At 35.0% G+C, this 24069-nt stretch carries 21 protein-coding genes and 3 pseudogenes; 20 read left to right on the top strand and 4 right to left on the bottom strand.

Annotated features, from left to right (window positions below; translation table 11 throughout):
* Nucleotides 1-1300: 1300 nt before the first annotated feature.
* Nucleotides 1301-2528: pseudogene (locus KQI58_RS23060) on the bottom strand (IS110 family transposase).
* A 321-nt stretch (nucleotides 2529-2849) separates the two neighbouring features.
* Between KQI58_RS23060 and KQI58_RS19235 the strand changes: the two are divergent.
* Nucleotides 2850-3350, top strand: coding sequence for a hypothetical protein (locus tag KQI58_RS19235; protein WP_216410592.1), 501 nt, complete (start codon nucleotides 2850-2852; stop codon nucleotides 3348-3350).
* Between the two features lie 155 nt (nucleotides 3351-3505).
* On the opposite strand, the pseudogene KQI58_RS19230 reads toward KQI58_RS19235, so the two are convergent.
* The 3 genes and pseudogenes from KQI58_RS19230 to KQI58_RS19220 all read right to left on the bottom strand — a co-directional run bounded on the left by KQI58_RS19230 (nucleotide 3506) and on the right by KQI58_RS19220 (nucleotide 7871).
* Nucleotides 3506-4747: pseudogene (locus KQI58_RS19230) on the bottom strand (IS256 family transposase).
* A 418-nt stretch (nucleotides 4748-5165) separates the two neighbouring features.
* Nucleotides 5166-5714 carry a hypothetical protein gene (locus KQI58_RS19225; RefSeq protein WP_216410591.1) on the bottom strand — a complete coding sequence of 183 codons (549 nt, stop codon included), beginning with the start codon at nucleotides 5712-5714 and terminating at the stop codon, nucleotides 5166-5168.
* Between the two features lie 1794 nt (nucleotides 5715-7508).
* Complete coding sequence (locus KQI58_RS19220) at nucleotides 7509-7871, bottom strand: helix-turn-helix domain-containing protein (RefSeq protein ID WP_216410590.1); 363 nt, start codon at nucleotides 7869-7871, stop codon at nucleotides 7509-7511.
* Between the two features lie 305 nt (nucleotides 7872-8176).
* Between KQI58_RS19220 and KQI58_RS19215 the strand changes: the two genes are divergently transcribed.
* From KQI58_RS19215 to KQI58_RS19130, 19 genes and pseudogenes are all read left to right on the top strand, one after another.
* Nucleotides 8177-8383 (top strand): XRE family transcriptional regulator, encoded by a 207-nt coding sequence (locus KQI58_RS19215; RefSeq protein WP_216410589.1) that lies wholly within the window; start codon nucleotides 8177-8179, stop codon nucleotides 8381-8383.
* Entirely contained in the window at nucleotides 8383-8943 is a 561-nt protein-coding gene (locus KQI58_RS19210; RefSeq protein WP_216410588.1) for a hypothetical protein, read from the top strand. The genes KQI58_RS19215 and KQI58_RS19210 overlap by 1 nt, the downstream gene beginning before the upstream one ends.
* Nucleotides 8944-8971: 28 nt before the next feature.
* Nucleotides 8972-9847: a LysM peptidoglycan-binding domain-containing protein gene (locus tag KQI58_RS19205; RefSeq protein WP_216410587.1), complete on the top strand. Its 876-nt coding sequence runs from the start codon at nucleotides 8972-8974 to the stop codon at nucleotides 9845-9847.
* Between the two features lie 166 nt (nucleotides 9848-10013).
* Nucleotides 10014-10922 (top strand): hypothetical protein, encoded by a 909-nt coding sequence (locus tag KQI58_RS19200; RefSeq protein ID WP_216410586.1) that lies wholly within the window; start codon nucleotides 10014-10016, stop codon nucleotides 10920-10922.
* Between the two features lie 229 nt (nucleotides 10923-11151).
* Nucleotides 11152-12375, top strand: coding sequence for a metallophosphoesterase family protein (locus tag KQI58_RS19195; protein ID WP_216410585.1), 1224 nt, complete (start codon nucleotides 11152-11154; stop codon nucleotides 12373-12375).
* Between the two features lie 2 nt (nucleotides 12376-12377).
* A complete protein-coding gene (locus KQI58_RS19190) occupies nucleotides 12378-12923 on the top strand; it encodes a metallophosphoesterase (protein WP_216410584.1) in 546 nt (181 codons plus the stop codon).
* A gap of 155 nt (nucleotides 12924-13078) precedes the next feature.
* A complete protein-coding gene (locus tag KQI58_RS19185; RefSeq protein WP_216410583.1) occupies nucleotides 13079-13645 on the top strand; it encodes a winged helix-turn-helix transcriptional regulator in 567 nt (188 codons plus the stop codon).
* Between the two features lie 67 nt (nucleotides 13646-13712).
* Nucleotides 13713-14387 carry a hypothetical protein gene (locus tag KQI58_RS19180; protein ID WP_216410582.1) on the top strand — a complete coding sequence of 225 codons (675 nt, stop codon included), beginning with the start codon at nucleotides 13713-13715 and terminating at the stop codon, nucleotides 14385-14387.
* A complete protein-coding gene (locus KQI58_RS19175) occupies nucleotides 14384-14602 on the top strand; it encodes a hypothetical protein (RefSeq protein WP_216410581.1) in 219 nt (72 codons plus the stop codon). Before KQI58_RS19180 ends, KQI58_RS19175 begins: the two co-directional genes overlap by 4 nt.
* A 231-nt stretch (nucleotides 14603-14833) precedes the next feature.
* A complete protein-coding gene (locus KQI58_RS19170; RefSeq protein WP_216410580.1) occupies nucleotides 14834-15616 on the top strand; it encodes a DeoR/GlpR family DNA-binding transcription regulator in 783 nt (260 codons plus the stop codon).
* 158 nt (nucleotides 15617-15774) lie between these two features.
* Nucleotides 15775-16704 carry a nucleoside hydrolase gene (locus KQI58_RS19165; RefSeq protein WP_216410579.1) on the top strand — a complete coding sequence of 310 codons (930 nt, stop codon included), beginning with the start codon at nucleotides 15775-15777 and terminating at the stop codon, nucleotides 16702-16704.
* Nucleotides 16705-16722: 18 nt separating this feature from the next.
* Nucleotides 16723-18141, top strand: a complete 1419-nt coding sequence (locus tag KQI58_RS19160) for a PTS transporter subunit EIIC (protein WP_216410578.1) — start codon at nucleotides 16723-16725, stop codon at nucleotides 18139-18141.
* A gap of 69 nt (nucleotides 18142-18210) precedes the next feature.
* A complete protein-coding gene (locus KQI58_RS19155; RefSeq protein WP_216410577.1) occupies nucleotides 18211-18678 on the top strand; it encodes a PTS sugar transporter subunit IIA in 468 nt (155 codons plus the stop codon).
* A gap of 14 nt (nucleotides 18679-18692) precedes the next feature.
* Complete coding sequence (locus KQI58_RS19150) at nucleotides 18693-19274, top strand: YczE/YyaS/YitT family protein (protein ID WP_216410576.1); 582 nt, start codon at nucleotides 18693-18695, stop codon at nucleotides 19272-19274.
* A 33-nt stretch (nucleotides 19275-19307) separates the two neighbouring features.
* On the top strand, nucleotides 19308-20114 hold the full coding sequence (locus KQI58_RS19145; protein WP_216410575.1) for a purine-nucleoside phosphorylase: 807 nt from the start codon (nucleotides 19308-19310) through the stop codon (nucleotides 20112-20114).
* A gap of 17 nt (nucleotides 20115-20131) precedes the next feature.
* On the top strand, nucleotides 20132-21151 hold the full coding sequence (gene add / locus KQI58_RS19140) for an adenosine deaminase (protein WP_216410574.1): 1020 nt from the start codon (nucleotides 20132-20134) through the stop codon (nucleotides 21149-21151).
* Nucleotides 21152-21286: 135 nt separating this feature from the next.
* A pseudogene (locus KQI58_RS23300) lies at nucleotides 21287-21646 on the top strand (IS21 family transposase); the annotation flags it as partial.
* 279 nt (nucleotides 21647-21925) lie between these two features.
* The gene (locus tag KQI58_RS19135; protein ID WP_216410573.1) at nucleotides 21926-23287 is read left to right on the top strand and encodes an AAA family ATPase; all 1362 of its coding nucleotides are present in this window, start codon (nucleotides 21926-21928) and stop codon (nucleotides 23285-23287) included.
* On the top strand, nucleotides 23277-23975 hold the full coding sequence (locus tag KQI58_RS19130; RefSeq protein ID WP_216410572.1) for a hypothetical protein: 699 nt from the start codon (nucleotides 23277-23279) through the stop codon (nucleotides 23973-23975). Before KQI58_RS19135 ends, KQI58_RS19130 begins: the two co-directional genes overlap by 11 nt.
* The last annotated feature ends 94 nt before the right edge of the window (nucleotides 23976-24069 follow it).

Raw genomic sequence — 24069 nt, 5'->3', positions numbered from 1 at the left:
CTGTTGGTTGAAGCCCTGTGAAAAAGTCCTATAAATCGGGTGAGCAATTCATCAGATTGTAGCAAGAAGTGAATCTTACGGTTCTAGGATGATAATTGAAGAGTATAAATGGTGAGCCGAATTTGGAAATAGCACCTAACAACGCTTCGAAATATAGAGAGTGACATGATGAAATAATCGACAACCGCTATAGCATTCATTACCGTCCAAAAGAGCATTGATTTATAGGTTCTGCATGCGAGGAGTTAACAACCCGTGTTCATCGTATTATAACGTAGAATGGGATCGGTTCAAGACGGAAAGATCAGCACCTTCAGTGATTGTACGAAAGCTATGCAATATTGATTGAACGAAAGGATAATATGATTATTTGTTATGTTGACACTAAGAAATAGTGAATTATAATAAAAAACATCAGCTGTTTCCTGCAGTTGATCTTAATAATCCGGTTGGCTGATTGAGTGGTGTATCACTTAATCAGTCTTTTTGTCAACTTGACATGTAAATGAAAAAATATATAATTAAAAATGTTAGTTTTTGTTGCTAACAATTCTGGTTTTCATGACTGGTCAAGCCTCCCATAAACTTGACCAGTACTTTTTTGTGTTGACGAATAAAAGATTAACGGTATACTAAGATGGTTAACATCTCTGGTTAACGACACTCTCTTGACTGGTAGGTATTTGACAGCCTAACCAGTCTGTTTGTTACAAAAATGAACATTGACTAATATTTTAGTTATGTGATAATTTTTTTTATTGAGATAGCACCTCGATATATCGAATAGCTGGTTGAGTATGTCAAAACTCAATCAGTTTTTTTGTATTCTTAGCTCTGATGGCTCATAACCGTCTGACAGTGTACATAAGTAGATTTTTTTCTATCTCATTCAGTTGCTTCTAGTCAGTCTAGTGATGAAATGTTTTTCTTTATTACGTAGGATGTTAAAAGTAACTCTGTAATTACTATGTTTATCACTCCAAGGGAATTTGGTACTGTCAGTATGGAAATACTAGCTGACATGTCCTATCCATTGATGATAATATACATGACTGGACAGAATGTGAAAAAAAGTGAGCAAAAACCTTAATTGTTAACTACTTGAACTTCGTAAGGGTGATTATATATTTAGGGCAGCCAATGGATAATCAGAAGATGTGTCGTTTAAGTTTTATATGATACAATTAAATTGAGAAGATGAAAAAATTTGAAAAAAAAGCAAAGTAAATTATTCTCATAATCGAAAAAAAGACCGCACTAAAGAAAAGGTTGTAAAATTGTTTTTTTGGACTATACCAAATTAAACGATTTGAAACCCGTGACTTTTTGCAAATTGAATAGCTTCCTGAATTGAAAGCTGTTTATCTGGAACGACATATTCCTGATAATGGTAGAACGTTGAATTGTATGGCTCATCTTTTTTGAGAATATGGTAGATGGCCATAAGCAAACGATGAGCAATCGCAATAATTGCTTTTTTATGTCCTCTACGTTTTTTTAGTTGTAGGTATTTGTTTCGGTGTTCTGGATTATTCTCAGATCTCACCACGGCATTCGCCACTTCAACAAGCAACGCTTGAGATAACGACCACCTTAGATATCCGAGTGGAATGTTTTTTACCAGCACTTTTATTATTAGCAGGAACGACTCCAGCCCACGAGCAGAGGTGACCAGCAGTGGGAAATTGATTCATATTGATGCCAATTTCTGAAATTACACGTAGGGCAGTTAACGGATTTTTTAACCCAGGAACGGTTTGAATCAACTCTTGTTGGTGCGCATATTCTTTTCCTAGTTCAGTAATCATCACTTCGAGATCATTTTTGCATAAGGTAATCGCGTCATAGTGAGCTTTGATTACACGCAGTTTTTCTGCCTGTTCATCAGACAACTCGCCATCCATAGAGAGTTCTAACTCTTCAACAGAGGCTTTCATACGACGATGGATTAACGTGGAAATATCAGGTTTCTCGTTTGGATTATCTAGGACACTTTGAATAATATTCTGAGCAGATTTTCCAAAGACATCAGAAACAACACTCGTAATTTGAAGATTTGACCAAGTAAGACAGTTTTGATAGCGATTCTTTTCACTGGTTTGGAGCTGAGTCAATTTCATTCGATAGCGGAACAAGTCTCGCAACTGGCGAATTTTAGCAGGAGGAATAAAGCTGCCTGCAACTAAGTTGTGTTTGTATAAATCGGCGATCCATTGAGCATCTTTCTTATCTGTTTTTTTACCACGGATAGCTTTGACATATTTAGGATGGGCTAAACAGATGTCCATTTCGTCCTCAAGGACATTATAAATTGGAATCCAGTACTTCCCAGTTTATTCTAAACAAACATGAAAACAAGAGTGGAACTCCAGCCAGTTCTTTAACTCTTTCAACGCGTTCGTAAACGTTGAAAAACGCCGGCGTTTATATTGGGTAATTCCTTCACTGTCAGTGGTTGCAATAACAGCGATAATGAACGTTTTATGGACGTCGATGCCATAACAATTTGAATACACGATTTTTAACATCGTGAGAAACTCCTTTCATGTATTTTAGAAGAAGAACTATACAGGGACTGCGAGGCTCTACACAAACGAGTCGCTTATTCAAAAATAAATTTACGTGCTCTTAGTCACAGTTAGTTGTGCTTGAAAAGCCAAGCTACACATATAAGTTTTCAAGATCAAAAAGTGGATCTTTTCGCACTTAATCACCTCCCCGTGATTTGTAGTGTATACAGGCTTCTTCAGGAATATTTTATTACAAAAAACAAGGTTCCGATAGGAACGCAGCACCTTTTCATCTGGTGTTGTGCCTTGAGCGGAATCGCGAAAGGAATGATTATATATATGAAAGATACAGGCGAGGAAAAATATTGTGATCCTATTAAGAGTATAAAATTCTCTAAAAGTTATCTAAGTAATATAAAAAAAATTGCAGAAACAGTTATTAATTATGATCCGGAGTTAACTGAAGAAATCTATAATGCTGAAAATGACAAAGCTAAAAAAATGTTTCGAGATATTAGACTTGATACTGACAAACAAAACATTCAAATTGGGGATATTGGGGATTATGTGATTTTAGTAGTGGCTAATATATTACGAGATGAAAAAAAGAAAATAAATTATGTTACCGGTAAAGGAAAGTATCTAAAAGCAAGTGATAAGTTGATATCAAAGGTTTTATTAAATGATAAAAATAAAGGAAATATTTCTGAATTTTGCAGGAATAACGGAATCCAAAGGAGCAAGTACTATAGAATACTTAAAAGAAATTTTAAGCACCAAAGTGATGTGGAACGAGTTAATAAGATTGCAAGAAAAATGAATGGGAATAAGGAATCATGAATGTTAAAAAGACTAGGAAATCAAATGATTGGAGGGTTTGTCAACTAAACTGTGGAAGTTAAATTGTTAAGAGTTTTTAACAACCATAATTCTCTCGGCTATTTTGAAATCAGATAAATTTTGATCGGACACACAGTTGAATAAACCTATCATTGTTACGGAAGGTAAATCGCATATTTTTCAATTCTAGAGGAGAAGGTCTCGTTGATTATTAACTGATTAAGCACCATAGCCCAGTTTTGAATTCGACCACCTGACCACTTCGCGTGTAATTCTTTCGTGCGTAAATAAAGTAGTTTTAGGAGTGCATTCTCATTAGAGAACGCTCCTTTTTTTGTGACTTTTCTGAAGCTGGAGTGGACACTTTCAACCGCATTGGTAGTGTACATAATTTTTCGAATGGCACTACCATAATCAAAGAGTTGTTCAACATGTGCAAAGTTCCGTTTCCAGACATCTACAGCACCAGAATAATGAGACCACCGATTTTGAAAACTGTCAAAAGCAGCATGTGCAGCGTTTAGAGAAGAAGCACCGTAGAACTTTTTCATATCTCGGCAGACTTCCTTATAGACCTTACTTGGAATATAGCGCAATGCATTTCGAACAAGATGAACAATACAGCGCTGAACAATTACCGATGGAAAGATCGCTTTTGCGCCTTCTTCGAAGCCAGAACCCCCGTCCATCGAAATGAAAAAGACATCTTCGACACCACGTGCTTTCAGTTCATCAAATATTTGCATCCAGCGATTTTTAGATTCTGTTTGATTTAACCATAATCCTAAAATCTCCTTATTTCCCTTGAGATCATAGCCAAGAATGGTGTATACAGCATATTCTTTGGCTTCATAATTTTCTCGTAAAGTAACATACATACAATCAACGAATAGAAAAGCATAGCATTTGGCCAATGGACGGGCTTGCCATTCTTCCAATTCAAGAAGGACAGCGTCAGTGATGTCTGAAATCATTTCATGAGAAATATCAAAGCCATAAATATCTTCGACAGTTGCGGCGATATCTCGTTGACTCATTCCTCGTGCATACATGGAAAGAACCTTTCCTTCGATGTCGGAAACATCTCGTTTTCACTTAGGAATTAACTCTGGTTCAAAGGAAGCTTCCCGGTCTCTAGGAACATCAATAGCTACTTCACCAAAACTGGTTTTAAGCGTTTTATTTCCATAGCCATTTCGACGATTAGCGTGTTCCTTAGGCTCTTTAGAATGGGCATCATACCCTAAATGGTTATTCAATTCTCCTTGAAGCATCTTTTCAAAAAGGGGCCCAAACACCTCTTTCAAAGCATCGTCATCGACAGATTCAGGTTGATAGGCATTCAGAATGGATTCAGCTAACTTTTCGGTATCAGGATTTCTTTTCTTTCTAGCCATCGTGTACTCACCTCTTGATCTTATTGTAGAAAAAGAAAAACCGCGAAGCAACCACCTGCCTAGGATTAATGGTTACTTACACGGTTTATATTACACTCTCTGATTGGATGCTTTTTTGACAAATTATTAGGACGTGGCTCAATTCAAGACCATATTTTGTCTAATCATTTAAAAGTTATCCCATGCCATTGCTATGGAGGATAGACAAGTCCACCCAAGAAACCTCATAAAAAACAGAACGAAAAACACTAGAGATGGATTTCTGTTTTCCAACTTCATTCTTGTCAAGACGGAACATAACAGTAAACAACTTGTGGCAACTGACATTACAATAAATATCCAATTCATATCCTTTTAAATTGTATCATGACCATCTTACTTATAAGTTCTAACCTCTTACGCTCAATTACAAGCTCATTTATATTTCCGTACGATAGTCAACGGCGGCTGCTTGCGATATAATGTTAAGCAATTTTATATCCAACTCATTTCTGATTTTTTGCGAACCTTTTGATTTTTTTGAAAAGATATAAGCCGGTATAAAACTCCCCCATATCAGCATCACCGAAAAAAAGTAAAAATTCCTATTTCTTTGGGGTCTAAAAAGCACTTGTGTCGCTAAAAGATTGCTAATCAGCAAAAATAAAATAGAAAAAAAAGCTATAATCAAAAACCAATACAACACCAGTCGTACTATGGTCACATACTGCAATCTTGCTTCAATCCTGCTTCCTGTATCAGTGGTCCTGATTTTCACATATAGATTTTTCCTAAAAGAGTTTCGTTGCCGTTTATTTACGAGTCTTATACTGAATGAATCACTTGAACCCTTAATAAAGGCATAATAGTCCCAAGGGTTTAACTCACGATGGCACTTAACTATTTGAATTGGAGAGTCCATAAATGTATGCTTCTGTATCGAAGCAAATACTTCTGCTTTGCTTCTGGTTGTTTCCCAAATGAACATTATTTTCTCCTTTACACGTTAGCTATTTTTTTTGAGAACGTAACTATCACGTAAAAAAAGCTTTTTAGAAATGATTTTACGCAATTAATATTGACGAATTATCTGATGGAACCTAAAATTGGATTCAACAGTTGATGATTAAGGTGAGGAAAAAATATCCAGAAATGGAATTATTGCAGACTTTTATTGAAATTCCTTTCAATTTTGCTGTGGATAATTACAAGTTTAGAATTCGAGAGAGCACTTTTTCTCTTGTTACTTTTTTTGGGAGTATACTCAATAAATTAGATATCTGTTTCTTGGTGTAAGGTCTTGCGTTCAAAGGAACAGCAGTCCCATCATTTAGCATAAAAATAATTTCTTGCGAGGAATACGTTCCATGTGTTCCTTTAGAGAAAGATTCAATGGTACTCATATTAAAATCCATAGGAAATCCCACAGCAACAATCGTGTTAACTGTAAAAGATACTTCGTTCTTCTTGAATTTATTACTATTATGATTATAATACCTGACAAATTTAATTTTTTTTTCAGAATACTCAATGAATGTATTGAATAAAATCCACGGCATCAATATTGATACTAGAATAAATACTGGGTTCTTGGGTCTCATTTTCACAACAAAATTCCTTCCTTTAAAAAACAGTGTCTATCAATGATTTATAAAACACTGATTTCCAGTAATGTCCGCTGTTATCTGTTGAACTTAATGCAAGAATTTTTCCTATGGGATGCTGAAAAAATATAAACAGCAATTTCACACCTACCTCACTTTTGAGGATTTTTACCAACCTAACTTTTTAAAAATGAATCCCAAAGATCACTGGATAAAAAAACGCGACGAATTCCTTGGTTAGGGTTGAAGAAATAAAATGCAAAAAAGTTTCGAAATAAGAAATGTAGTGATTCAAAACCGTTGCGCATAGCATTGAGAGCTCTAATTATTCTATAAGGATACGGCTACAGTGATGAGGAAATCATATTGCAACTTAAAGAAAATCCGTTACTCGCAAAAACATCCTAGTCGGCTATTTATTGCTTTCACTTTCGGTAAATGGGATTTTTTACTGTGTAAGTTTACTTACTTCGTTAGTTAGCATTTCTTTTTCCTCTGGTAGATCCGAATGTTAATCATCAAACTGCCAATAATGGGACTGTTGTTTTTCTTCCAACGATCAGTAAATCCTTTGGTCTGCAAAGCCGTATTAACAAGAAGTTTATGTGACTGTTTTCCTAGTTACTACGAGTTGAAGAATTATATTTTTCTTGACTGTACTTTTTCATTTGGTGAAGTTCCTTTCGATCGAAGCTTTTATAGACTTTTCTCAAAATGTATCCACTAAATGATTCCGACGTTGACTATAACTAATATTTTTTTATTACAATAATATTTTATCATATTTTTAGATAATATAACTAAAAAACTTGAATGATAACTTAAAAATAACCAATTGTAGAAATTGTGCTACACTTTTCTACAATCGATGCTATGAGAAGTGGTGCACTATAAACAACAGAATTGGCATATCTATCTCAAATCTTTCCTCTAAGAATGACTAGCAATCTTCACATTCTGAAAGAGTACAAGCGCTTTTTTTCTTCACACAAAGAAAGATTTTGATATCCAATAAATTCACACTAGGAAGAGTAACAAAAAAAGCCCTTAAATAAAGGCTTTTGAAGAGAATATGAAAGGTAAAAAAATGAGTGTGAGTAAATTTCACGCTTATTTTTTTCACAAACGAAAGAGATAAATATTTAGTGCTTAGTGAAAGTTTCACATTTATTTGAATTCTATATTTGCTCATTAGTATTCTTATTTCGCTGTTCAATGAGTGCACGAGCAGCAGCAAGAATTACTTGTCTTTCTGCTTCAGTAAGAGATTCTTTTTCATATCTTATGGTAATCGTATCATCAGTGATATCAAATTCTTTTGAAGATTCTACATCGTTTACAGACGGGTTGTCTGTCCTTCCTAAAAGATAGTCAGTGGAAACTTGAAAGTAGCAGGCTATTGCAGCCAATTTATCAGCATTAGGCACCTGTTTTTTCAAGGTATAGAGATAGTTTTTGCTATATCCAAGTTCTAAAGAAACCTCTTTAAGAGTTTTATCTCGCTTTATTGCTAAGTTTTGTATACGCTCAAATATTGTCATATCAACAATGCCACACTTTCGATAAAATTTTACGAAAGAGAGAGAACACAATTGTTTGATGAATTTTGTTGACAAGTACATAATTGTGGGTTAGACTCGTTTCGTAAGCTAATTTAATAAGCTAACAAGAAGATATTTATAAAAAAGAATAATTCGACGTCGCCAAACTTAGAATACTTCTTTAAATAAGATTTATCTGGGCTTATTAACTATGCGGTAATAGTACACAACTATTGGATACAAGTCAATGAGAATTAGCTAATTATATTAGCTTACAAATCTATTGAGAAAGGGCAGGTTTTCTAATGTCACAACAATTGATCGAAGACATCAAGATACAATTAACGTTAAAAAACAAAAGCCGTAGGTGGCTTGCAAAAAAATTAGGGATTTCTGCGGTGTATGCAAAAGAGATATTGGATGGGACAAAGCCAGGAAGACCTCAAATTGAAAAGATGCAAGTTCTTTTAGCAGAACTACAAGCAGGAAAATATGATCAGGAGGATAGCTGATGTCAGAACATACAATCAATTACAACAATTTGCAATATTTGGCGCTCATGCGATATGGACATCAAATCGGCTGTGGTTGGTACTCGATTTTAGTAAAAGCTGAGAAAGAACTGCTTGCACAAGGATACTCCATTACTGATGTTGAGAAAAAGGAAGGAGCTCTTTTGATTTCCTTAGATACAGACATGGAAAATCTGACATCTGAGGTACAGAATATTTTGTATGAGAGTGAGCTTACTAGTGAGACAACCTGTGAATGGTGTGGTATTTATACGGTTTCGCAAACAGTGATTGATAAGGAAACCTGTACGATTTGTGAAGGTTGTCAAGAAAATTGTGAGAGCTTAGTCGGAATTGAAAAACGAATGCTGCAACAAAGAATTCATAAACTTGAGCAGAAGATTCTAATTCAAAATAGGGCTTTGGAGAAGCAACAAAATCAAGCAGCATTTTTAAAAATGGAACTTGATCATTACAAAAAAGCAAATGAAAAACTGAAAAGCGGAACACGAAGGCCAGAAATTCGGGTGGTTACTTCAAATCGCCATGAAAAAAATTAGACCTAGTATAGATTAAGAGGGAGAGAATGTGAAAATGGGAAAACATAGTAAAAAAAGCAAAGTAGTTGAATATGGAAGAAGCACTAAGAAAAAAATTGGATATGTAACTTTATTCGGTACGGTTCTTTTAAGTAGTGGATTCTTAATGGGCGGACAGAATATTCAAGCATCTGAAACTGACGGTAAATGGGAGCCTCGATCCATCGAACAAATCAAAAAGGATGTCGCAGGAAAAAGTGAGTATACGATCGTTTGGGGCGACACATTGAGTGGGATTTCTCAAGCTACGAACTTAACAATGGAAAAGCTAGCTTCTTTGAATGGCATTGGTGATTACAATTTAATATATGCAGGTAATAAAATGATCTTTGAAGGAAATGCGGTCACCGTTCAAGATTCTAATGGAGTAGTAACAGATCGGCAAACGATTCAAGAATCAGATAAAGTAGTTCCTAACCAACCGGCAGGTCAATCAGTAGCACAAACTGAACATGCAGCTCCAGAGCAGCAATCACCAACTGTAGACAATACAGTAAACACAGGCGGTGGACAAACAGAGCAGCCAGCACCGACGCCTGAACAGCCGACAACACCATCAACACCAGAAGCTCCAGCAAATCCGACAACACCGTCTCAGCCTGAGCAACCAACAACGCCAGTTCAGCCAGAGACTCCAACACAGCCCGAAACACCAACGCAACCAGAACAACCTGCGGAACCGCAAATCAAATACACTGTTTGGTTTACAGTCTATGAAGGCGAGGATACTTCTAAAAATATCGTACGTGGAAGTCAATTTTTCGATACTGAAGCAGAAGCAACAGCATATATTGATAACTACGCTGACCAATTATTAATGCAGGGAATCGCAGGATCATACGGCGTAATGTCATGGGAAGTGTAACAATCATCTAAACGAATAAATGAATGAAAACACTTATTAGAGAAACAAATCTTCTAAGTGTTTTTCTTGTATAGAGAGAGTTGATTTAAAACGAGTAGTTGCTAACATACAATTAGCATATTGATTCAAAAATCAAACCTAAGCGTAAATTAATGAGGAGATCAAAATGAGGAAGAAAATTTTATTTTTTGTTGTGATTCTAAGTACTTTTCTATTTAGTGCTTGTCAAAAATCAGACTCTAATTCAAGTACAGAATCAACAGAACAGGCTAGCGAGAAAATGGGTAGTTCAAGTGTATCTGTATCACGAACTCGATCGACTTCTATCACTAGTGAAAATGAAAAGAATATTGCTAATCAAATAAATGACACACAAAATGAACTGACCAATGAAGAACTGGCAATTGCCTTGTTTCTATCAACCAATTTTCAAAACCGATCAATGGATGCAGCGATTACCGAACAAATCAATGCTTATGAAGAAGATACAGGATCTAGTTCTAAAATACAATTATCGAAAAGGATGCAGCCAGATATGATTGTAAGTTTTTCCTCAATGGGTTCAACGCAAAGAGTTCATTTCGAAGAAGATCTTCTAACTGTAACAGCGTATTCAAATTCTGGAGATGAATCAGTAGGAAAGTATAGTAAAAAGGAATTGAATCGAGAATTTGGAGAATATAAAAAACAATTGGCTATATTAGCTGAAAAAGCAGAAGCGTATTCCCCTTTAGAGGAATCATCTGAGGCAACTGAAAATTCTTCCGATACAACTGTCGATACTAAAAATCTAACTTCGCAGCAATTCAAAGATTGGGTCAGTGCAGTTTTAGATAAACAATTTAGTTTAGGTAGAACTTCTTTTCCGTATGATTTATTCTTAGAAAACCATGAAGGGTACGCCTATGTTCGAGTAAAACATAGCGAGTTACAAGTCGACACAATTACCATGTTCAGAATAAATAATGAAGGACTGTTAGAAGAAGAGGATAAATCAAATGGATATCCAGTATCTTATAGGGTGATGTCTTCAAAATTCATGGATACTTCTGATGTGAGTGTAATAAGGTATTAATAATATCAGAAGAGACACTAATGGATGGGGAATTCAAAAAGCTAATGTAAAGACAGTCTTTTCTATATTATAAATGGCATGTTTAGAATTCTAAAATACAGCATAATTAGCATGCTACGATAGCTGCTTGATTTTTGTCTTTATTTGGCCCCCACCTTTTTTATTCGCCTTTCTTTTAAACACTATCAACTGCCAAAATCAAAACTTGATTATGTAGGGGGAACGAATATTGAATCAATTTTCCGATCAATTATTACTTGCAGAAAAAATTGTTAAAAAAGTCCATGAAGGACAGAAAGATAAAGCAGGAGTAGACTATTTTGAACACGTAAAAACTGTTAGCAAAATGGGGAAGAATATAAACGAGCAAATCACTGGTTATCTTCACGATGTAATTGAAGACGGTGGACTATCATTGTCTGATCTAGATAACTATGGATTTTCAACTTTTATTCTGAACGCAGTTGAAGCAATCACTCGAAAGGATAACGAAAGTTGGAATGCCTATATTAGGCGGGTATGTGAAAACTCACTAGCAACAAAAGTTAAGCTTAATGATTTAACGCATAACAGCGATTTATCGCGAATTGGTCAACCCAAAAAGGTAGATTTTGATCGCGTAGAAAAATATAAACAAGCTATTTCTAAGTTAGAGAAAAAACTAGCTTCGCATAAAATCGTTTCAATTGATTTTGTCTCTGACCTACACATAAATCATTACGTGCAAATTTGCTCGTGTGACAGCCAATGGAAGCGGGAAACGAAAGAATTTATTTGGCAAAATTATTTAGTGGATCAAAAAAGTGAAGTCATTGTGTTAGCAGGTGACTACTCTGAAATCAATCGACAGTCAATTTGGCTAATTGAATCTTTTGCAGAAGCATATGACCATGTTTTAGTCGTTTTTGGTAACCATGATCATTATATGGTTGGAAAAGAAATGCTGGATGTATACGAGTGTTCTTCAGAGAATCGGGTCAGTGAGGTAGTAAACCATTTCAAAAATAGCCCCAATATTCACTTTTTGCAAAATAAAACCGTAGAAATTAGTGGTTTAACATTTGCTGGGTCAAGACTTTGGTACAATATTAAATCTGTTGAAAACTTAAAATTCTACAATTTACGATCAAACGATAGCAAGTACATTTTCCCTGATCCAAGCACTATTTATAAGAAATATCATGAAGCAGATATGGCTTTTTATGAAAGTTTAGAGCATGTGGACGTTATGATTACCCATGTACCACCAGTTATACCTCCGTCTGGCGGGAAGATTAGTGAGTTATATGTAACCCCAGTAAAAGAATTCAAATCGAAACATTGGATCTGCGGCCATCAGCACTTGGTAGAAAACTTCAAAATAGAGGATACCGTCTTCCATATGAATGCGGTGGGTTATCCATCAGAAGAGAATACACCTAGCATAAAAACATTCATTTGTGAGGAGGATTAGGAATGAAATTTTTTATTGCTGATTTACACTTTTATCACAAAAATGTGATTGACTTTTCTAATCGTCCATTTTCGAATACTGAAGAAATGAATGATGCACTGATCAAAAACTGGAACCGTGTTGTCAAATCTGACGACCAGATTTTTATTTTGGGAGATCTCTTTTATCACGCGACTGTCGATCAATGTAATAAAACGCTTAAGAAATTAAAAGGACGTAAATACCTAATCAAAGGAAATCATGAGAGCTATCTAAAACAAAAAGATTTTGACTTAACCGCGTTCGAATGGGTAAAAGACTATTATGAATTTAAAGAAGAAGGCAAAAAGTGGTGTCTTTTTCATTATCCGATTTTTGAATGGAACGGTGCTAAGAATGATTCATACCACTTATATGGGCACGTTCACAATAATACCCCAAAAATGTTTGAACAGGCTTTAGGACCGCTGGCTGTGAATGTCAGTGCTGACATGATTAACTTTACTCCAATTAGCAAGTACGAGCTTGAAGAACGAATAGCTCAACGAATCTGCCACCGAGCATGGTAAAGTGATTTAGATGCGTTAAAGTATGAACAGGTTTAGTTATTCGATCTGATGAAAAATGAAAAAGTTATAGCTGTATACAAGAAATTATTAGTTTACTTTCATATTACTCGATGGTATATCTAGGTAACCTAAGTATACCGAATGGAGACATTAGTATGACAGATGAAGAATTGAAACAGTTAATATCTTTAGGAGTTAAAATAAACGCAAGGATATCACAAGAGAAATTTCGAGGTGATATAAAAAATATTATACAAATTGATTTGGCACCGGAAAAGAAAACCAAAGAATATAAGAAAGTTGCAAAAGAACTTGCAAGAAGGTTATCAGAACGAGGGTTAGCCGAAGAAAAAATTATACCTTATGAGAAATTGAGTGAGATTGAAAAACAGGCTGTAATAATGATTCGAAATGATAGCAACCGAGACACAGAACATTTAAAAGGGGATTATGTTATTTCTAATTTTCTTGAAATTGAAAGAATAAAGCGTAATAAGAGTGTTCCACCACTGAAAAGGTTACAACTGAACGATAAGCAGATTTACCGAATTTTTCAACTGAATGCTCAGAAAGTATCCATTAGAGAAATAGCGAGTTCTATGGGTTTGAATAGAGGGACAGTCAATAAGGTCCTGAAAAAGGATTACATTGATAAAAGAGATATTGAACGGATTAGAGTTGCTGAAAAGAAAGTAGTTGAAAATCATAAAACAAAAAAGTAGATTGAGTGTTTAATGGTGTGTGTGGTATTAATTTAACGCTCTAAATTTTGAAATGGAGTGACAAAAAATGAAATCCAATGAATACGAAAACGAGTTACTGATGGCCAAGAAAATTGCAAAAACTGCACATAAAGGTCAATTGGATAAAGTAGGAGTCGCTTATTTTGAGCATGTAAAAGCAGTCGGAGAAGCTGGAGAAACAATCGAAGAAAAAATTGTTGGCTATTTACATGACGTTGTAGAAAATAGTGATATCACATTAGTAGATCTAGCCGCCCATGGTTTTTCAAGGAATACTTTGACTGCTGTAGATGCAATTACTCGTAGACAAGATGAAAGTTCTCGAAAGTATAATCAAAGAGTTGAGAGTAATCCTATTGCTGCGAAGGTAAAGTTGAATGCTTTGAAGTGCGATAGTGAGTTAGATCGAATTGATTCACCAAGTAAGAAGGAGTTATCTCAAAAAGAAAAATATAAAAATGCTGTAGATGACATGCTAAGAGATCAACTATTCGCTCATCTAAAAAAACTCGACAAGTTCCCTCCCATGAGATTTAAATTGGGTCAAAAAGTGAGAATTAAAGATAAAGAAAATCTTACAGGAATTATTTATGCAGCCGATTTTGGCGGGGCCATGGGATTTGATGTTCATACGTATGATGTAAAAATCAAAGATACACTGCATAAGCATATTCCTGAAGCACAACTAGAAGAGGTGGAACAAGAGGAGAGCGAATTATGAGTATACAAACCATAGTGGATGCAATCAATGATTATCAATATGAAAAAGGTCAAGAAAGTGGCATCCAACAGGATCAATTAATGTATACAGAAATCGTTGAAACAGGAGAAAACATTGTCAGTTTTGAGACAAGAGCTTATAGCAACGATACGAAGAAAGTTGAATTTTCAATAACAACAGAAAGAGGAAAAGTAATATCAATCAATGAACTATAGCAATTTTATTTTTTTCATAAAGCTTGAATTGTCAAATCAAATGCAACACTTTATCAAAGAAGACTTCATAAGTTGTTTTTCGAGAGTGTAATATAAATTGTGTAAGTAACTATTTTTGGGTTTTACCAAATTATTTTGCGTAAAAGTCAAATTCCTTATGATATAATAGAAAACGTACAAGTTATCAACTATTATTTTGGTTGATCATTCTTATATAATAGGGGTGTTTTGATGGGGAAAGTTACCTTACGAAGAAAGAAAATTATTGAAGTGTTAAGTAGTAATCCGATAATTTCTTTGACAGATTTAGCAACGCTATTGGATGTGACAACAGAAACTATCCGAAATGATTTGAAATCAGAATATTTAGTGGATAAGGTTGTTCAGGCACATGGTAGTGTGGCATTGGCCCATACAACAATTGCTAGAGATGTTCCCTATTCTTTTCGGAAGGAAGTCAATTCAGAAATAAAAAATAAAATTGCTGACCGAGCTTGTCAATTAATTTCTCCAGGGCAAGTTGTAGTCATTGAACATAATAGTATTTCTGTGCCGCTAGTTCATTTGCTTAGTCAAAATTCTGAACTGTTGAATAGTATTACGATAATTACTAATTCCTTTAGTATCATGCAGTATATTCAAGAAAAGCAACTGAGTATTCATGTGATTTTTCTAGGGGGGACATTTAGCCTTAAACAAGAAAACTCTTTTGGATCAACAACAGTAACACAAATGAAGAATTTAAGAGCCGATATTTCCTTTTTAAGTCCAAGCGCAATGAATGAGAGACTAGAGGTTACTGCATATAAGGAACAAGATGCAGAATTGCAGAAAGAGATTATGCGAAGCTGTAAAAAAAACGTGTTGCTAATTGAAAAAAATAAATACCCGGAGATTGCGATGTGGCGAGTGAACTTAGCAACGGATTATGATGAGATCATTACCGAAGTGTCTTTTGATACAAAACAAAAAGAATGCTTACTGCAGAACGATGTGCGACTTACTACAATCTAAATTTCTAAGAGGATAATTTGGAATATCCAATTTATTCTCTTTTTTTGCCAAAATATTTGGTATAAACAAAAAAAAAATTGACATTAACCAAAAATGTGATAGTATTTGAAATGAAGAAAACGTTTTATTCGAAAAAAAGAGAAAGAGGTATCTCTAGTATGGAAAATAGCGAGATTATAAAAAAGTTGGAACGACCGCAAGGAAAGATTGATGTGGTTCTAGACACAGATACATTTAATGAGATTGATGATCAATATGCACTAGCATATATGATTCAGTCGCAAGATAAGTTCAATATTTTAGGAATTTATGCTGCCCCATTCTTTAATCACCATTCGGCAAGTCCGAAAGAAGGAATGGAAAAAAGTTACGATGAGATTTTAAATGTTTACAAGTTATTAAACCGTCCGGAATTTGAAACGATTACATTCAAAGGATCGACGGAATTTCTGACAGATTCAGAACCAAAGATGACGGATGCTGTAAAACATTTGATCGATACAGCATTGGATCATTCACCAGAGAATCCGTTATATGTGATTGGAATTGCTGCCGCAACAAATATCGCATCAGCAATTTTGCTAGAACCAAAAATTATCGATAATATAGTCGTTTTGTGGTTAGGTGGATTAGGATATGAATGGCATAACAATTTATCCTTTAACTGCCGCCAAGATTTAATTGCAGCAAGAGTATTATTAGATACGCCAATGCCATTAGTTCAGTTTCCTGGAATGGGTGTGATTTCCGCTTTTGCGACAACAGGCCCTGAATTGGAGTATTGGTTAAAAGGGAAGAACAGTTTTTGTGATTATATGGTTAATAAAACAGAAGAGGAGGCAAGAATTACGAATCTTAAAAATGGTGGGAAAGTTTGGTCTCGTGCATTATGGGATATCGTACCCATCGGTTGGCTATTGAGCGATGAATTTATGAAAGACAAACTTGTTTATAGCCCAATCATGCAAGATAATCACTATTACAGCTGGGATTTTAGAAGGCATTTTATCAAGTATGTCTATTTCGTTGAGCGCGATAAATTAATGGAAGATGTTTTTGAAAAGTTGGCGAACATTGAAACTATTTAGAAATGGAGGAGTTTTTTGATGGGGAAATATGAGAACCTAAATAACTTTATCATTGAAAATGTGGGTGGGGACGATAATATCTCTGCTCTGACACATTGTGTGACTCGACTACGCTTTACATTGAAGGATGAAAGCTTAGTAAATCGAGAAGCATTGGTAGGTCACAATGAAATTATGACGGCGCAAGCAGCGAATGGTCAATATCAAGTGGTTGTGGGAATGCAGGTTGATGATATTTATCAAGAAATGCTGCCTAAATTATCTATTTCAGGTTCAGCGCCTGAAAAGGAGAACGCTCAAGAAAAAAGTGGTGACAAAAAGACGCTATTGAATCGTTTTATCGATACTATAACTAAGATCATTACACCAACGCTTGGAGTTATGGTGGGGTGCTCATTGATACTGGGGGTACAGTCCCTCTTAGTGGCCTTTCATATCATCACACCTGGTGACGGAACGTTTGTCATTTTGAATGCGATAGGCTATGCACTATTCACTTTCTTTCCAATTATCTTAGGATATACTAGTGCCAAAACTTTCGATTCGGACCCATTTATCGGCATGATTGTTGGAGCGGCATTAGTTTTCCCGAATTTAGTAGCAGATCTAACTGGGTCGGACGTTCTTTATAAACTATTTGACGGAACCATTCTTCAAACCAACATTCATAGTAACTTCTTAGGCCTTCCAATTGTTTTCCCAGAGAATGGTTATACATCAACAGTCATCCCAATCATTCTTTCAATGTTTTTCTTATCTAAGTTAGAACGATTTGTAAAAGGTATTATTCCAAAATCGCTTCATTTTACATTTGTACCATTCTTTACATTGATACTTGGTGTTCCAGCAACAATTTTAGTGTTTGGTCCAATTGCAAATGTAGCAAGCAGCCTTATTTCTAGTGCAATTTTAGGCCTATTCAGCTTTTCGCCAATTATTGCAGCTTTGTTCATCGGAACGTTGTATACACCGTTAGTTATTCTAGGCCTGCATTGGCCGTTGGTTGCGATTGGAATTAATAATTTAGCAACAACTGGAACGGATTATTTACTTCCGATGATATTTACAGCACCTTTAGCACAGATGGCCGTTGTTTTTGCGGTTTATTTAAAAACGAAGAATCCTGAGGTGAAGAAAATCTGTGTTCCCGCGATGGTTTCTGACTTTTTCTGTATCATCGAGCCTTCAATCTATGGAATCACTTTGCCTGTGAAAAAGCGCTTCGTCTTCACTTGTGTGGGAACAGCAGTTGGTGCTCTGATTATTGCTATGGCTGATGTTCATAATTTTGCGAGTACCATTGGCGTCTTAGGTATTGGTGGTTTTATTAATCCACAAACCGGAGATACAAGCTTTGTGCTAATTGTTACTCTCGCAACATTAGCAACCATGGCTGTTTCATTCTTACTAACAATATTCACTTATTCAGAAGATTAGTTGATTAGCCGAGCAGGATGTTTCTTGCTTGGCTAATCTTGAAATTTGGATAGACATAAGGAGGAAAACATGTTTTTTGATCGATTTAAAAAAGTAAAAGAAACGATAGTTACTCAACCCGTTGCCGGTCAGCTTATCCCGCTTTCCGAAGTTGCGGATCCAGTTTTTTCACAAGAGCTAATGGGAATCGGATTTGCGGTAAGACCAAAAAGTGGGAAAATTTTTTCTCCTATTGAAGGTGTGGTAGAAAGTGTATTTCCGACACAACATGCGATAACCATGAAAAGTGAAGCTGGTGTAGAGCTGTTACTGCATATTGGGATCGATACAGTTGAACTAGGTGGGAAAGGTATTCAGACTTTGGTAACTGCTGGACAAAAAATTACTCCTAATACTCAAGTCGCTGAAGTAGATTTGGATGCATTGGCAGAATCAGAAAAAATCAGTGATGTTATCGTTGTTTTTCCCAATTTGGAGCGAGAATTGATTGGAAAATTTGATTTATCTGGTGAAAGCTCGGTTTTGGCTACGTTGTGAGGAGTATAAAGCTTATGAGGAATAAACTATTAGTAAACTTGTTAGGGAGCACTTTAATGGGAGTCGGAATCAGCTTGTTGATTTGGTTGGAGTTAGGAGTAGATACGATTAGTATCTTATATCTGGGTATCCAACAGTATTTTGCTCTACCTGTTTGGCAGCTATGTTTTCTATTTAATATCTTTGTTGTTTTCCTTGTCTTTTTGATTGAGCGGAATGAAATTGGTTTAGGAACAGTGGTCAACTTTCTAATACTAACCATTTGTTTAAAATATTTTCCGTTATTGTTGACTCATTTTTCAACAGACAATTTCACTCGAATTGTCCAAGGATTGTTTCTTTTGACAGGTGTCTCCATTCTGGCTGTGGGGTGTGGTTTATATGCTTCGGCGAACTTAGGAAGTGCGGCATTAGAAGCATTGAGTACTGCACTTTCTAAAAAGATTTCATTTAGTTTCAGAACTGTTCGAATTTTTTTGGATGGATTATTAGTGATTGCTGGACTGATATTAGGAGCAAAAATAGGCGTAGGAACTATTCTGTGCGTTCTATTGATTGGCCCGATTTCACAGCAAGTACAAAAAATGTATTGTTAACGAAAAGATAATAGTAATTGGCAGGAGGATTCGATGGAAAAATTATTAGAGACAGTTACCTATTTAAGAGAACGTGGGATTAAAGATGTTGATTTTGGTTTAATCTTAGGTTCAGGACTTGGTGAATTAGCAGAAGACATTCAGGGAAGTATTAACATTTCTTATCGAGAGATTCCAAATTTTCCAGTGTCAACTGTTGTCGGCCATATGGGTCAATTGGTTTATGGGAAGCTGGCGGGGAAAAAAGTTCTAGTTATGCAAGGACGCTTTCATTATTATGAAGGTCATCAAATGGAAGTAGTCGTTTATCCGATTCGAGTGATGAAGGAGTTAGGGTGCCATTCATTGGTAGTAACAAATGCTGCGGGTGGAATTAACGAAAGTTTTCAGCCAGGTGATTTGATGCTGATTACAGACCAAATCAATTGTATGGGTGATAATCCGTTAATTGGTCCGAATTGGGAGAATATGGGACCACGTTTTCCTGATATGAGTCAAGCATATGACTTAGGGTATCAACAAAAAGTAGAGAACCTTGCTAAGAAACAAAAAATTGTTTTGAAAAAGGGTGTCTATTTAGCATTTTCGGGACCAACCTATGAGACTCCAGCTGAGATTCGGATGGCTAGACTGTTAGGGGCTGATGCAGTAGGAATGTCCACCGTTCCAGAAGTGATTGCGGCTAATCATGCGGGGATGAAGGTTTTGGGGATTTCTTGCATTACTAATTTAGCAGCAGGAATGCAGCAGAGCTTGGATCATGGAGAAGTTGTTGAAACGACTCAGCGAGTAAAAAATATTTTTAGTTGTTTAGTTAAGGAAGTTCTGTCGATTTTGTAAGGAGGTGAAGTACTGTCATGGAAAAATCACAGATAAAGAGGCTGCCTAAAGTAGAGCTACACTGTCATTTAGATGGATCAATTCGCAAAGAAACCTTACGCAGCATTTATGTTGAACAAGATAATCCATTACGACTCTCTGACGCAGCGTTACATCAAGTAATGACCGCAGCTGAACAGTGCAGCTTAACTGAATATTTATCCTGTTTTCGAATTGTCTCATCAGGGCTGCATACCAAGCATGCTTTACAGTTAGCGCTTTTAGATGTAGCCAAGCAAGCAGCAGAAGAGAATGTTCTATATTTGGAAGTTCGCCTTTCTCCTGTGCATCTAACTACAGAGAGTTTTTCATTAGAAGATGTGACTGAAGCATTGATTACCGCTGTTGATATAGCTGAAAGACATTATGACATTCAGCTTGGTTTGATCTTTTGCTGTATGCGACAGCAATCAGAAAATCAGAATAAAGCGGTGATAGATCTAGTAAAAAGGTATCTAGGAAAGACTGTTGTAGCCGTTGATTTAGCTGGTGATGAGTTGAAATTTCCTACTAGCAACTATCGAGCTTTGTTTAGTTATGCAAGTCGGCTAGGTATCCCTTACACAATCCATGCAGGCGAAACAGGAAACCTAGAAAGTACGCTAACTGCGATTGATTTCGGGACCAAAAGAATCGGTCACGGAATCGCTTTAGCTCAATCACAAAAAGGAATGGAGATAGCAAAGAAACAAGAAGTGTTGTTAGAAATGTGTCCAGTCTGTAATATCCAAACTGGTGCAGCAGTTAACTGGCAAACTTATCCCGTGGAAATATTTAGTAAAAATAACTTAGCATTTTGTTTTAATACAGATAATCGCACAGTTTCGAATACAACATTAACGAATGAGTTTTTTCAAGTTGATCAAAACAGCTATTCTTTATCGGAAGAGATAATTTTTCAACAAACCAAAACAGCGATCTCTTACTTGTTTATTGATACTAAGTCTAAATTATCATTGATGAGAAGACTAGAAAGTTTTTTTAACCAAACATCCTAACGCTTACAATTATTTTGAATGAATAATGTAGAAAAAGTAGTCATATATCATTATTAGGAAGTCCAATCGTTTATTTTTAAGGATTGGACTATTTGCATGCTTTGAAAACCATTTGTTTTGTGAGTAGTTCTAGAGCCAGAAGTGTCTGCACAAGTTGAATGGAAAGAAGATCTTGTCCTTTACAATCGTTCGGGTCAACGGTTTCAAATCAATTTATTTTTATATGTTCTAGGCAATTCACGTTGGAAGTATATCAAGTTAACGCTAGACAGAAAACAAGATACATTACTTCGTTGTTTGAACAATACCTTTCTTTCTTAAGAAGGAATCCCGCATGAAATTTGGTTTGATAATATGCGCACCGTCGTTGATCAAAGTAGAACGCAGTTTAGAAAGGACATTTGGAGTCAAAGATTCTATAAATACAGTAAAGATGCAGGATTTAAACCAATTGCCTGTCGACCTTATCGTCCGCAAACAAAAGGGAAAGTGGAATGAATTTTATTTGAAGGCTGGTCGAAATGATGAGAGGCACATCCGCCGGAATCTCAAAAACTCTCGTAAACGTATACGAAGTATTGACTCAAATCCAGTACTAGCGAAAGAGTACTGATTACAATAAGTAGAAGAATTACTTTCATTTTCAACTGTAAACTGTCCATTAACTAAATCGAAAATCGCCTAAAAAGAATTTTTTATATCAAAATATTGATTTTGTGTTTTTTTTAGAGTAAACTCAAGATAATAAAATGATATTAGAGGGATAGACAAATTATGAATAACCAATCTGTGAAAATAGAACGTATAAACTTGGAAAATATCAAGAATGTATGCAATGGAACGATTGATTTGACAGCTAAAAATGAATCTCTCAATGTTATGGGGGTTTATGGTCAGAACGGTTCAGGAAAAACAGCGCTAGTTGATGCGTTGACAATGGTTAGAGAGCTGATTTTAGGTGGCAAATTAAATTCAGGAGAAGTAGATCTTTTAAATGAAGATAAAGAATCGAAAATAAAAATAGTAGTAGTATTTAATAGTAACTTAGAGGTTTCTTACGAAGTGAGGTTAAAAAATAAAGGCCATAACGTAAACGTCATATCAGAGTGTGTTTATTTAAAAAAATTAAAAAAGTATCAACGAAAAAAAATGATTTTTGATTATAGACCTACTGAGAATGGTATTTCCGTAGATTTTTGTGGAAATAAAGACAGAAAATACAATGAAGATGAACGCGTGGAGTTATTGACAGCGCATGCTTTATCTGAACAAAATGAAACCTCTTTTTTATTTAGTGAGAGAATTAGAAAGTTTGTTTGTGATGAAAAAAATAAAGGAATAATTAATTCAGAATTACCATTAATTTTAGAGTTTTTAGTAAATGAATTTGCTAAAAACTTGTTTTGTTACTCAAATAAATTTTCTGGGATGATATATGCTGAAATACTTTTACCTATGAGCTTTCAAGTTGAAAATATGTATGGCTTAGTCCCTATTCCCATGGATGCATCAGAAGAAATTTCGGAAAATTTATATGAAACAGCAAATCTGATTTTCACACAAATAAATCAAGTTTTACCAAATTTAATTCCAGGTTTAACGATAAAACTGAGAATTGAAGATAAAAGCAAAAACCTTGAAGGAGAAAGTGAATATCGGGTTTCTGTTGATTCTATTAGAAATGGTAAAGCAATTCCTTTTAGAAAAGAATCGGATGGAATAAAAAAGATTGTTTCTATTCTTAGTACGTTAATAAATGTCTATAATTCTTCAAACGTTATAGCTATAATTGATGAATTGGATGCTGGGGTTTTTGAGTTTTTATTAGGAGAAATTGTAGAAGCTTTGTCTGATGAAGCAAAAGGTCAATTAATTTTTACATCACATAATTTAAGAGCCTTGGAAGTTTTACCATATCAAAAGATTCTTTTTACGACAACTAACCCTAAAAATAGGTATATTCGGGTAACGAATGTGAAGAAAACAAACAATCTGAGGGATATGTATATCAGAGCAATACAGTTAGGTGGTATGGAAGAAGAAGTTTATCAAGAAACAGATTCTTATGAAATCAAAAGATCATTTAAAAAAGCTTTTAAAAAGAAACGCGATGCGAGGGATTCGCATGGTAAATAAAAGAAAAGTAGTGATCATTTTAACTGAGGGTGTAAATGATGTTGATTTATTAAAGCCATATATAGATCAAATAGTCGATAAAACAAAAGTTAGATTCGAAATTACTGGAGGAGATTTATTAACCAAGCCTGAAAATAGTAGAAAAAATGCAAAAAACATAGTAGGTGACATTGTATCTAATATTTGCAAAAAAAGAAAATTTCGTGATGAAGATATTTTGTTTGTTGCACATATACTGGATCTTGATGGTTCTTATATAGACGAAAAAGATATAATAGTTGTAGACTCTCATGATGGAAATAAAAAATATGATATAGAAAATAATAAAGTAGTGGTAAAAACAGACAAATTTAAAGACCATCTTCTGAATACATGGGGGAGAAAAAGAGATAGACAAGGCGTTCTACGTTGTACGAGTAGAATTAAAAATTTAAAGTACTATATTTACTATAACTCAATAAATGCTGAACACGTAGTAGCTGATTGTTTATTAGAGGAACAAGAAGATAAAGAAGATTGCATTGAAAATTTTGTTGAGAATAATACACTGGAACAATTTACTAGTCTTTTAGCGGATAGTAATATTTTACTTGGAAATGATTATAAAAGTTCTTGGTTAGCGATTTGTAATTCTAACGGTTTTAAAAGAGCATCTAATGTTCATTTTTTAACATTAAAGGAAGTATAACATTTTAAGCGGTCAAAGGATTGATACATCAATCTTTTGACCGCTTTTCATCTGGTCTTTTTCCTATTAAACTAGAGAGATGAAACCCAATATT

It is taken from the genome of Enterococcus raffinosus (assembly GCF_018917525.1).
Classification (GTDB): Bacteria; Bacillota; Bacilli; order Lactobacillales; family Enterococcaceae; genus Enterococcus_A; species Enterococcus_A raffinosus_A.
This window is presented reverse-complemented; position numbering and strand designations above follow the sequence as displayed.